Source organism: Curtobacterium sp. PhB170 (genome assembly GCF_003752345.1).
Taxonomy (GTDB): domain Bacteria; phylum Actinomycetota; class Actinomycetes; order Actinomycetales; family Microbacteriaceae; genus Curtobacterium.
In genome coordinates this window covers 69,682-81,055 of record NZ_RJUM01000013.1, presented here as the reverse complement: position 1 = coordinate 81,055, position 11,374 = coordinate 69,682, and the positions used below count along the sequence as shown (strand labels likewise).

12 protein-coding genes are annotated in these 11,374 nt (G+C 67.6%); 8 read left to right on the top strand and 4 right to left on the bottom strand.

What is annotated here, in order from left to right; genetic code table 11:
* From EDF40_RS15945 to EDF40_RS15935, 4 genes are all read left to right on the top strand, one after another.
* Positions 1-1,125 (top strand): TniB family NTP-binding protein, encoded by a 1,125-nt coding sequence (locus EDF40_RS15945; protein ID WP_123340846.1) that lies wholly within the window; start codon positions 1-3, stop codon positions 1,123-1,125.
* A gap of 404 nt (positions 1,126-1,529) precedes the next feature.
* Positions 1,530-3,032, top strand: coding sequence for a zinc-ribbon domain-containing protein (locus EDF40_RS15940; protein ID WP_185003146.1), 1,503 nt, complete (start codon positions 1,530-1,532; stop codon positions 3,030-3,032).
* A 9-nt stretch (positions 3,033-3,041) separates the two neighbouring features.
* Positions 3,042-3,242 (top strand): hypothetical protein, encoded by a 201-nt coding sequence (locus EDF40_RS18945; RefSeq protein ID WP_148053878.1) that lies wholly within the window; start codon positions 3,042-3,044, stop codon positions 3,240-3,242.
* 44 nt (positions 3,243-3,286) lie between these two features.
* Positions 3,287-4,015, top strand: a complete 729-nt coding sequence (locus EDF40_RS15935) for a hypothetical protein (protein ID WP_123340844.1) — start codon at positions 3,287-3,289, stop codon at positions 4,013-4,015.
* Here the strand turns inward: EDF40_RS15935 and EDF40_RS18940 are convergent.
* Both EDF40_RS18940 and EDF40_RS15925 read right to left on the bottom strand, forming a co-directional pair.
* A complete protein-coding gene (locus tag EDF40_RS18940; protein ID WP_148053877.1) occupies positions 3,991-5,154 on the bottom strand; it encodes a hypothetical protein in 1,164 nt (387 codons plus the stop codon). The genes EDF40_RS15935 and EDF40_RS18940 overlap by 25 nt on opposite strands.
* Positions 5,151-6,005 (bottom strand): protein kinase domain-containing protein, encoded by an 855-nt coding sequence (locus EDF40_RS15925; RefSeq protein ID WP_123340842.1) that lies wholly within the window; start codon positions 6,003-6,005, stop codon positions 5,151-5,153. Before EDF40_RS15925 ends, EDF40_RS18940 begins: the two co-directional genes overlap by 4 nt.
* Before the next feature lie 302 nt (positions 6,006-6,307).
* Here EDF40_RS15925 and argG point away from each other — a divergent pair, with 302 nt between their 5' ends.
* Complete coding sequence (gene argG, locus EDF40_RS15920) at positions 6,308-7,750, top strand: argininosuccinate synthase (RefSeq protein ID WP_123340841.1); 1,443 nt, start codon at positions 6,308-6,310, stop codon at positions 7,748-7,750.
* A gap of 123 nt (positions 7,751-7,873) precedes the next feature.
* Here the strand turns inward: argG and EDF40_RS15915 are convergent, their stop codons facing one another.
* The gene (locus tag EDF40_RS15915; protein ID WP_123340840.1) at positions 7,874-8,605 is read right to left on the bottom strand and encodes an alpha/beta hydrolase; all 732 of its coding nucleotides are present in this window, start codon (positions 8,603-8,605) and stop codon (positions 7,874-7,876) included.
* Between EDF40_RS15915 and EDF40_RS18935 the strand changes: the two genes are divergently transcribed.
* The 3 genes from EDF40_RS18935 to EDF40_RS15910 are packed head-to-tail and all read left to right on the top strand — an operon-like array spanning position 8,604 to position 9,642.
* Positions 8,604-8,822 carry a hypothetical protein gene (locus EDF40_RS18935; RefSeq protein WP_123340839.1) on the top strand — a complete coding sequence of 73 codons (219 nt, stop codon included), beginning with the start codon at positions 8,604-8,606 and terminating at the stop codon, positions 8,820-8,822. The two genes, EDF40_RS15915 and EDF40_RS18935, sit on opposite strands and share 2 nt — an antisense overlap.
* Complete coding sequence (locus tag EDF40_RS19315; RefSeq protein ID WP_159570266.1) at positions 8,819-8,986, top strand: hypothetical protein; 168 nt, start codon at positions 8,819-8,821, stop codon at positions 8,984-8,986. Before EDF40_RS18935 ends, EDF40_RS19315 begins: the two co-directional genes overlap by 4 nt.
* A 41-nt stretch (positions 8,987-9,027) precedes the next feature.
* Entirely contained in the window at positions 9,028-9,642 is a 615-nt protein-coding gene (locus tag EDF40_RS15910) for a copper resistance CopC family protein (RefSeq protein WP_123340838.1), read from the top strand.
* 237 nt (positions 9,643-9,879) lie between these two features.
* On the opposite strand, the gene EDF40_RS15905 is transcribed toward EDF40_RS15910, so the two are convergent.
* Positions 9,880-11,319, bottom strand: a complete 1,440-nt coding sequence (locus tag EDF40_RS15905) for an MATE family efflux transporter (RefSeq protein ID WP_123340837.1) — start codon at positions 11,317-11,319, stop codon at positions 9,880-9,882.
* Positions 11,320-11,374: the final 55 nt, after the last annotated feature.

The following is an 11,374-nucleotide window of genomic DNA, read 5'->3' as shown; positions in this document are numbered from 1 at the left end:
ATGAAGGGAACCAAGCCAATGACAACAACACCTGCCTGGGTCAGGCCCGGCCGCAACTGGCGACGGGTCGACGGCCTCCTCGAGCACCTCCAGAGCCCGCCCCAGCGCCCGATCATCCTCGACGACGAAGCATTTGACGCGCTCTCGCCCGATGAACTCGCCCGGTACGACGCCGCGCGGATTCGGTTCATCTCCTCCGGGATCACTATCAAGACCAACGCCGCCGCGGAAGCGACCAAGTACGTCCGGATCGCTGGCGACTGCAATGACGGTGGTCGCTTCGGACTCCTCGTGAGCGGTCAGGCAAACACAGGGAAGACCACCCTGTGCGACGGCATCATGCGGTCGGAGTTCAACCGATTCGTCCGCCTGTTCCCGGGGGCAATCGACGAGGGGGCGATCCCAGTCGTCTTCGTCGAAGTACCGGCCGGCTCGAACGGGAAACAGTTCCTGCATGTCTTCCTCGACTTCTTCGGCCTTCACTATCGTGCGACCGAGACGCAGGTGCAGCTGCAGACTCGCGTGATCGATGCCCTCCAGCAGGCAGGCACCATCCTGGTCATCATCGACGAGATTCACCGCCTCAAGGGCAGGACAGCAGGACTGGGTGAGTCGATCGACGTGCTCCGCAGCATGACGCAAAGCGTCGACGCGACCTTCGTCCTCGCCGGCATCAAGCTCAACGATAACGCCCTCTTCCAAGGAGACCGCGGCGAGCAACTCGCCTCGCGCTTCAGCATGCTGCAGCTCGCACCAGCGGGTTACGCCGACCCGGACGAGAAGCGAGCGTGGGCCAATCAGATCCGAGACATCGAACAGGCGCTTCCACTTCGCCACCACAATGTCGGCGCTATGGCGAAGATCGCCGGCGAACTCCACAAGCGCACCAGCGGTTCCCTTCCAGCGCTGACACGCCTGCTCTACGCAGCCGCCACCGAGGCCATACGAAGCCGCAAGATCACCACCGAACAGATCGACCCGGACCTCCTGATGTCGCAGAAGCTCGACTACGCAAACCAGGCCGCTCGCGCAGCACGCAGCGCGAAGAAGAACGCACCGCTGACCCTGGGCTCGTACCTCGACGTGTACACCAGCGCTCCGGACGAAGCGGAAGCAGCAGCCTGATGATCGTTGAATCGGTGCGGAGGCTGCCGTTCCCGGTGCGACCTCGGCGTTACGAAACGCGGGACAGCTACTCCCGTCGTCTCCTCGCTCGGAACCTCGAATCAGAGGAACACCGACGAGAACGCATCCGGGATGCACGCCTCGGAACAGACCTCAGCGCGGAAGACACTTGGCGGGACCTCCTTCCCAGGCTCGCTGGACGCGACCTGCGTCACCTCGAACCGGGAGACAAGAGCACTGCGGATGGCGTTTACCTCCCGTCACGTGTCATGTGTGTGCTCTGTGCGCACGGCGCGTTCGTCGAGCAGCTGCCGCACTTCGATTCCCCCGTGTGCGTGAGGCACCGGCGCTGGGTCGGAGTATTCGGGGATCGTGAACACCAACGGCACGTAGGAGGCGACGCAGTGCACGCTGCCGTCCGGCTCGGTCGACTCATCCGTCGCCGTCGGGTCGATGCCCGGCTCTACAGAACGGTCGCTGCTGCCCTCACGACCGCGACCGGCACAGAGGTGGCAGGAGAGCACGAACGCGAAGTCTTCGAGGACGCTGTTGGACTGATGGCTGCAGTCACGACGAAAGACTTTGCCCTCAAGTTCTTCGACCCCGCGCAGCCGTGGCACGCGGCATACACCGAGCTCCAAACGGTCGTCGAGAGCATCTTGCAGCGGCCGGCAGCCCGACAGGTTCGGATCCTGTGGCTCTACCTTCGCCCCACCGCCGCCCACCTTCGCGCTCGGATCCTTCAGCAGGAGGCGAATACCGGAGCCGGGCGATTCGCGCACGACTACCCGCTGACTCCGTGGGTGCTGGCCCGCTACGGCGACTGGCGCGATCTGCCGCAGCCACACAGCAGCTACCTCGTCGCCTCGCGAGACACTGTGCATACCGCGTACGAGACGGGACTCGAGGTCGAACGCATTGTTGCGAGCGAAGACGGCAAGCCCGTCGTCGAAGTGATCTGCGCACGAGGTCACATCTGGGCGCGCCACCGTACCGTGCGCGCCAGCCTCCGTAAGGCTCCCCGATGCCCTTCGTGCCCAGTCCACCTGCCGACGCCAGGCAAGACTGACCTCGCCACCACCCACCCAGGGCTCGCATCGTCCTTCGACTACCGCGGTAACAACGGGCTCAGCGCCTGGGACATCAAAGCGGGCTCATCCGAGACCTACTGGTGGATATGCGCGAGCGGCCACCGATTCGACACGACAGCCTCCAACCGCACGTCCGCCGGCGTGAGCTGCCGATACTGCAACGGACGCGACGTTCTCCCTGGCTACAACGACCTCTGGACCACCGCCCCACACATCGCAATCGAATGGCATCCGGAGAACCTCGACAAGGTCTCGCGAACGTCCTCGGGCAGCAACCGGCCGGAGCGCTGGCTCTGCAGCCGCGGCCACGACGAAATCGACCGAGTCCGCGTCCGCGTGAACCGCGGCGGCTGCGACACCTGCCGGAAGTCAGTCCGTGCCGTACCGAAGAACAACCTCGCGGTCACGCACCCGGAAGTCGCTGCACTTTGGCACCCCACGGAGAACGGCGATCTGCTTCCCATACATATCACCCACGGCTCGCGCGAGCAAGTTGTCTGGATCTGCGACCAGGGGCACGCATGGAAGGGCCGCATCGACCGGAAGGTCGCGGGCTACAAATGCGGCCCGTGTTCGCATCGCGAGCTGCGGGTCGGCGTCAACGACATCGCCACCTTGCACCCGGTCCTGGCCACCGAATGGCACCCGTGGCGGAACAACCTGAAGGAACCGGCCGACTTGATGCCCGGCACCGACTTGCACTGGTGGCGGTGTACGGCCGCTGGCCACGACTACCGACAGTCGGTCCCTAATCGCCTCAAGGCAGGTGGCTGCCCCGACTGCCCGCGGGACATCCGAATCCTCCCTGCCCGATAAGGAGTTCCAATGCCGAAACAAACCGTCGTGCAGAAAGCAGCACGCATTCTGCAACGCTCGGAACCGGAACGGTGGACCTACACCGCCGCGCTTCGCGAGGTACAGGTGCGGAACGAAGCCGAGCCGGGCTATGCCTGGCGGCTCCATCGCCTTGACCTCGACGCCCGAGCGCGCGCGCGTGCGCGGGAGCCGCAGGCGCTGGACGAGTGAGGCGGCGGGCATCCCGCTCGATTGAGTCCCGGTATCGTCGGGGGATGACCGTCCAGTCGCTCGAGGTGCCCGCGCGCGTGCGCCCTGGTCGGCCGTTCCTTCCTATACGTGAGCGGGAGCTCGACGGCACCTTGCGAACGGTTGCTTCGCGGCTACCCGGGGCCGAAGCGGGGCTCCTGCTCGGCCCCGAATTCGCCGGTCCAATCGGCGTTGTCGACCTACTGGCCGTCACGCGCGTCAGCGGGGCCTTTGCGATGCGGTCCAGCCTCAAGCTTCCTTACATCACTACTGAGATCGAAGCGACGGTAGTGGCGGCGACCTATGAAGCGAAGACTCGGACCGTGGACAGGGTCGCTCTGGATCTCGGCATGTCGGTCGCGTCCGTTGGGCGGAGGCTGCGAGAGCTAGAGGTTAGAGGAGTTGTGCACAGGGTGGGCGGCGGTTACCGGCGGGCCCCGGGCATTCAACCGATCGGTCGCGCTTACGCTCTTGAAGCGAAAGTCTCCGATTGGCGGCGCGGGTTAGCGCAAGCGCTCAAGTACTCGTCGTGGTGCGATGCCGCTGGTGTTGTGCTTCTGGAGGCGCCCAGCTCGCTTGAGCAGGCAAAGGAACGGTTTCGCGACTTCGGGCTCGGCCTCGCCGTGCGGGAACACTGGCTTGTGCGGCCCCGGATCGGGAAGCCGCTCGCCGGGCGGCGGCTGGCGCTGTCGGAGCGCCTGAGTGCCGCACTGGCTGAAGCAGCCGCTGATCAAAGCCCTTCGGCGCCGGCATAGGCCTCGAGGACGGCGAGCGGACTGCTTGCCCACGCGCTCTTCTCCGCCCGAGTCACCTGCCCAGGGATCTCATCCAGAATCCGGTCAAAGGCACCTGACGCGCTCGAGTATGCGGACCGCAGGCGTCCAACTCGGGTCGATCGGTCTGAGCTGGTCACCAGGGACTGAACGGCTCCAGTGAGGCGGGCAAGGTGGTGGAGTCGCTCGGCGGCATCGCTCGGCGGCATCGGACCGCCACGCCACACGGCTGCGAGGTCCCGATCCCACCGCTCAATCGCGTCGGCGACGCTGCGCTTGAGCACGGCGTGTAGCGCTCCCTGCGTGACGTAGGAGGCGGGGATGCGCGGCGCGTCGTTCGAACTCACGTGGAAGGCGAAGGGGTCGAAAGTGCGCTGAGCGCGGTCCCAACCCGAGCCGAGCGTGTCAGCGCCGGCCGCAATCGCGGGCAGCCCGGCAAAGTCGCTATGCGCGACGATGACGCGCGAACGGAGCGATAGCGAGTGCACTGTGCGGCAGAATCCGGCGAAGGCGTCCACATTGCTGAGGTCAGGGGTTCCGTTGAGCACCACTTCGTTCGTCATTGTGAGAACCCAAGTTGGAGCTCGAAGCGCGGCCAATGCGCCGATGAACGCGTCAAGCGCCTGTCCGGACGACCAGAAAGTTCGATCGCCAGCCAGTGCTTGCGCGCTCTCTGGATCGATGGAAGAGGCTAGCTGAGCGGTCGCAGCAACATTTCGGGCGGCTTCCGATGCCGGGCTCGTCAGCGCCTGAGTAGGCGCGAGCGGTGAAGCGCTAAGAGTGGCTTGGACCGCAAACACTCGCTCGACGTGTTCGAGCCGCTTTTGATCGGAGTCGAGACCCTGTCCGCTGGGGCCCCAGAGCTCCCACTGATTGTAGAAATCAAGCTTGTCGGAGCCCGGAAGGAGTGCCGCGTGAGTCATCGGGTCGAAGAAAACTTCACCGCCAGCTGCTCGGACGTCCTCGGCAACAGCGAGCGCGTTGGGGTGACGCGGAGCCGAAACTCGAGGCGTTGCAAACGGCGAGAGAATCGTGCCGCTAGCAGCGCGTGCCCGTATCGCGTCGACGGTCCAAAGCCGCTGACCCGGACGTCGCCCGTCGTGGATGAGGACGCCGGTCACGAGCGACGTCCTTCTGTCGCTGCAAGGTTCTCAAGATGAGCCAGCAGTTCTGTGCCATCCAGGAACCTGCGCGCTGGTTGGCGTTGTAGACACCGGTCGACGAGAGCGGACAACTCGAGCGAAACGTCTGTCCGGATCTCTCCGACAGGACGAGCCTGAGTTGTCACGAGCGCGCGGTCGTACGCGACGTCGTCGACGGTCGGATCGATTGGGAACGTTGAGGTAAGGGCGTAGTAAAGGATGATCCCGAGAGAGAAAACGTCGGAGGCGGGAACAGGTTCTCCGCCTGGGACGTGCTCGGGCGAACGCCATCCTGCGGTGCCTGGCTGGTAGTAGCCCGTAATTGTTGCCTTCGTCAGGTGGCGCGCCAGACCGGGATCCATCAGCACGAATCGTCCGTCGGGAAGCGCTCGCACGTTCTTCGCGGAGAGATCCCGGTGAACGACGTCTAGCGTGTGGCACGCAGCAAGGGCGGCGGCTAGGTCCCGTGCAAGATCCCAAACTGCGCCCTCTTCCCAAGGAGCACCCAAATGGTCGGACAGGTCATCGCCGTCGAGTCGTTCCTCGACCCAACAGACTGCGCTCGTCGGTTCCCCGATCTCGACAGCGTCGCTGAGCACCTTCACCACCGCGGGCGAGTCGACCGCTGCTAGAAGCTCGACCTCCCGATGGGAACGTTCGATGACAATCAAGCCTTGCGGCCCATCTGGCACGGGCACGATCTTCGCGATGGCAGGGCTACCTGCAAGCGTCGCGGTCAGTACGACTTTCTGGCCGCCCCTTGTCAAGATCGCCGGATCCTCTAGCCCGAGCGCGGTGGTGACGGCGTCGAGCAGATCGGTGATGTTCATGGTCCCAGTTCCCCCGGCGAGTTCGCCCTGACCGTACCGTCATGCACGGCGCTTTCGCTTACCCTCGAATAGGGGTGCCGTGATACGCAGTCGTGTTAGAGGAGCCCGCGATCAGGGCTTTCCTCTTGGGATGGATGCGAAAACTGCCAGTCTTGAATGAATCCGGACGCCCCTGCGGTGACCTCAGTCCGCGCAGTCAGCACTGACACGAAGCCTTATAGGCTGACGTGTTGGTTAGTCCCTCGACAACAACCGTCGCGCTGGACGGTAGCGACCCCCGGTCTCCCCGTACGATTGACCCCGTGTCCAAGGTCCTGAGCAGTCTCCCCGTCGGCGAACGAGTCGGCATCGCGTTCTCAGGGGGTCTCGACACCTCCTGCGCCGTTGCCTGGATGCGCGAGAAGGGGGCGATCCCCTGCACGTACACGGCCGACATCGGTCAGTACGACGAGCCGGACATCGACGCCGTCCCGAGCCGCGCGCACGAGTACGGTGCCGAGATCGCCCGCCTGGTCGACGCGAAGAGCGCCCTGGTGGAAGAGGGCCTCGTCGCCCTGCAGACCGGCGCGTTCCACATCCGTTCCGGCGGCAAGACGTACTTCAACACGACGCCCCTCGGTCGCGCGGTCACGGGCACGATGCTCGTCCGCGCGATGAAGGAGGACGGCGTCGACATCTGGGGCGACGGCTCCACCTACAAGGGCAACGACATCGAGCGGTTCTACCGCTACGGCCTGATGGCCAACCCGCGTCTGCGCGTCTACAAGCCGTGGCTGGACTCCGAGTTCGTCGAGGAGCTCGGCGGCCGCAAGGAGATGAGCGAGTGGCTCGTCGCCCGCGGCTTCCCGTACCGCGACTCCACCGAGAAGGCGTACTCGACCGACGCCAACATCTGGGGTGCCACGCACGAGGCGAAGAGCCTCGAAGAGCTCTCGAGTGGCCTGGACATCGTCGAACCGATCATGGGCGTCGCCGCCTGGCGTGACGACGTCGACGTCGCCACCGAGGTCGTCAGCATCCGCTTCGAGGCCGGACGCCCCGTCGCGATCAACGGCGAGGAGTACACGGACGCCGTTGCTCTCGTCTACGAGGCGAACGCGATCGGCGGTCGTCACGGCCTCGGCGCGTCCGACCAGATCGAGAACCGCATCATCGAGGCGAAGAGCCGCGGCATCTACGAGGCACCGGGCATGGCCCTGCTGCACATCGCCTACGAGCGTCTGCTCAACGCGATCCACAACGAGGACACGGTCGCGTCGTACCACAACGAGGGCCGCCGACTCGGGCGCCTGATGTACGAGGGCCGCTGGCTCGACCCGCAGTCGCTCATGCTCCGCGAGTCCCTGCAGCGCTGGGTCGCCTCGGCCGTCACCGGCGAGGTCACGCTGCGCCTGCGTCGCGGCGACGACTACACGATCCTCGACACCACGGGTCCGGCGCTGTCGTACCACCCCGACAAGCTGTCGATGGAGCGGGTCGGCGACGCCGCGTTCGGTCCGGACGACCGCATCGGTCAGCTGACGATGCGCAACCTCGACATCGCGGACTCCCGCTCACGGCTCGAGCAGTACGCGGCCGCCGGTCTCATCGGCGGTGCGACGGCCGAGCTCGTCGGTGAGCTCGAGGCGGGCGAGTCCGAGGAGATCCTCGGTGGCGCCGTCATCGCCTCGGACGCCGAGGATGCACTCGGACGCCGGACGGACCTCGCCTCCGAGGGCGCAGCCTTCGACTCCGGCACCGACTGACGAGCGCAGCGCCACGGGACCAGTACCACGCGGCCGGTCACGCGCGGTGGACGCGCGAAAGGCCGGACGGGAGGCGCGGTGCCAGCTGGCACCGCGCCTCCCGTCCGTCGTCCTGCCGCCGACTCAGGCCGCGGCGCCTCCGAGCAGCAACTCCAGCTGCTCGACGACCAGGTCTGGTCGCGTGATGAACGGGTGGTGCCCGGTCGGCACGTCGACGCTCCGCGTCGCCCGCACCGCGTGCGCACGCTGCAGCCCCACTGTGGTGCTGCGGTCCTCGGTGCAGACGAGGGAGGTCGAGTCGACGCCCTGCCACCCGGCTGCCGTCGTCGGTGTCACGAACGCCCCCGCCGACTGGGCGGTCACCCGGTCCCAGGCGGCCTGCTGGGTGCTCGTGTCGGCGTCCTGCAGGAAGCGGGCACCGAAGGACGCCGCGTCGTACCCGGCGACGGCGAGGACACCTTCACCGGCCGGGCCGATCGACACGGGATCGGGCTCGTCGGCCATGATGCCGGCCTGCGCGGAGCCGACGTCGGGCAGGTACGAGGACACGTACAGCAGGTGAGCGACGGCGTCGTGCCGTCCGGCCTCGGCGATGACGGTGCCGCCGTAGGAGTGCCCGACGACGATCGCCCCGTCGCTGTCGTCGAGGGCGGCGCGCAGGGCGGCTGCGTCCTCGGCGAGCCCACCGTCGGGGTGTCCCGACGGCCCCTCGCCGCAGGACGGCAGCGCGACCGCCCGACTGCGGATGCCGGTGCGGCCGCGGGTTCCGGTGCGACTGTGCAGCAGGTCGGCGGTGGGCTGCCACCACCAGGCACCGTCGCGGACCAGGGCGCCGTGGACGAACAGGATCTCCATGCCCCGACGCTACGGCGATCCGCGCGGCGGCGTGCGATCGGCCGAGAAGCGCACCGCGCTCGACGGCGTCGGGCGCAACCCCTACCGTGGAGGAACTGGATCGGTCATCAGGGACCCGTCGTCACGATGCTCCTCACAGATGTGGGGTCTGGCACAGCGGGTCGATCCGGACGAATCCGAGATGCGCATCATCTCGACGAAGGGCTGGTCGTCATGACCGCCAGGATGCAGCACGATTGGCACCGCCACGGCCTCCGGTCGCCGGAGGACCTCGAAGCCCTCGTGGCCGAGCGCCTCGAAGGAACGGGCCATGCTTCCACCAGCACGGGCGACGCACGGCGCGAGCCGTCCTACGCCGACTTCCTCGGCGAGCAGATCTGACCCGTTCCGGTCCGCTGCTCTACGGCTTGTAGAGTCTGTGCATGCGGACAGGACGAACGACGGCAGCTTCCCTCGCGATCGTCGTCGGAGGGCTCCTGGCGCTCGTCGGGGTCCAGCCGGCTTCGGCGCACTCGGCCCTCACCGGCAGCTCGCCCGCTGACGGCGCGGTCATCACCGAACCGCTCGACCGGGTCGACCTGACCTTCAGCGAGGCGCCGCTCGCCGGTCTCGACGCCGGACTGCGGATCCAGGTCACCGACGCCGCAGGCACCGACGTGTCGACGGGCGAGGTGACCGTCTCCGGCATGACGATGGCCAAGGCCGTCGACCTCGAGAACGGCGCGTACACGGTGCTCTGGCGGTACGTGTCGCCGGACGGGCACCCGATCGACGGCACGTACCGGTTCGAGTACCGGGCCGCGGTCGCGGCACCATCCGCGACGACTCCGGCGACGGCGGTGCCGACGGTGCCGACATCGGGCCCCGTGACGCCCACTCCGACGTCGACCGCGACGGCCACCGGGGCCTCCGACGGTGCGCCCGACTCGGCGCCCGGCATCGCCCCGGGGGTCTGGGTCGCGCTCGGCGCCGGCACGGTGCTCGCCGCCGGGGCCGTCGTGGTGCTCCTCCTGCGCCGCACCCGACGCACTTCGTGAGCAGAAATGGTCGGGTGGCCGAGATCCACGCGACCATTGCTGCTCACCATGCGCCGCGCCCGCGACCCGGACACGTGCCGGACGGGAGGCCCGCCACCCGGCCGCCACGGGCCTCCCGTCCGACGCCGGCCGCGTTCACCCCCGCTTCGTGAGCAGAAGAGGTCGGGTCCTGGAACGGGACCCGACCTCTTCTGCTCACCATGCGAGCGCGCCGCGCACCGCGCACCGCGCACCGCGCTACGCGGCGGCGGGTGTCTCCTCGAGCGCGGCGTCCGCCCGCTCCTCGCTGCCGGCGGCCAGGCCGCGCGCGATCTTCCCGCGCGACGCCAGCCACAGCACCACCGCAGCGGCGAACACGATGACCTCGGTGACGGTCAGTGCCCAGATGATCCCGGCGAGTCCGAACCACAGGTTGCCGACGATGACGATCGGGATGAACAGCACGCCCTGCGCCAGCGACAGCACCATCGCGGGGAGCACCATGCCGGTCGCCTGGAACAGCGAGGTGAGCAACCCCGTGAACCCGTTCACGATGGCGGCGACGAGCTGCGCCGTCAGGATCGTCAGGCCGATCGCGAGGACCGAGTGGTCGCCGGAGAAGATCGTGAACACCTGCTCGCGGAAGGTGAAGACCGCGCCGGAGAACACGAGGACGATCGCGCCGACCGTGAAGGCGGCTCCGCGCAGGGCGGCCCGGAGGCGCGCGGCGTCGCCCTTGCCGAACGCGTAGGCGAGCAGGGGCAGTACGCCGATCGTCACGCCCATCACGAGGAACTCCGGCACCTGCGCGATGCGGACCGCGACGCCCATGGCGGCGAGCGGGTCGTCGCCGTAAGCGGCGGCGAGGTTGTTGAGCACGAGCGTCGTGACGATCAGGAAGGCGGACTGCAGCAGTTCGCCGACGCCGATGCCGAAGACGGGCTTCAGGATGTCGGCGCGGAGCGTGAACCACTTCGGCGCGAAGCTGACGTTCTCGCTGTTCCGCTGCAGCCAGGTCACCCAGTAGGCGATCGACACGACGTTCGCGAGTCCGACCGCCAGTGCTGCACCGCCGACCCCCCAGTGCAGCACGAGGATGAACAGCACGTCGAACGCCAGGTTCCCGATGGTCGACAGGACCAGGCCGATCATCGCCTGGCGTGCGGCACCCTCGGAGCGGACGATCTGCTCGAGGGCGAACGACGAGGCGAGCACCGGGACGAACGCGAGCATCACGGCGACGTACTCGCTCGTGGCGGGGACGGCTGCTGCGTCGGCACCGAGCACGGCGACCAGGGGGCGGAGGAACACGAGCCCGACGACGGCCAGGACCGCACCGGTGACGACGGCTCCCCACAGCGCGAACGAGGCGACGTGCTTGATGTCCTGCGCCTTGGCGGGGTCGTGCTCCGAGGCGCCGAGCAGGCGGGACATCAGGGCACTGCCGCCGACGCCGAACACACCGCCGACGGCCATGACGATGCCGAGCAGCGGGGTGCCGAAGGTGATCGCGGCGAGCAGTGACGTGTCGTGCTGCGAGCCGATGAAGCCGGCGTTGATGACGTTGTACAGGGCGCTGACGACCATCGCAGCGGCCATCGGCACACACAGGTGCACGAGGGCCCGGGCGATCGGTGCGGCGGAGAGGTACCAGCGGTTGGTGGCCGCGGCGGTGTTCTCGGGGGTGGTGGTGGTCATGACTGCCTCCTCGTGGGCAGGGCTGAGGGCGCGACGGGGTGCCGTCGCGTGCGGG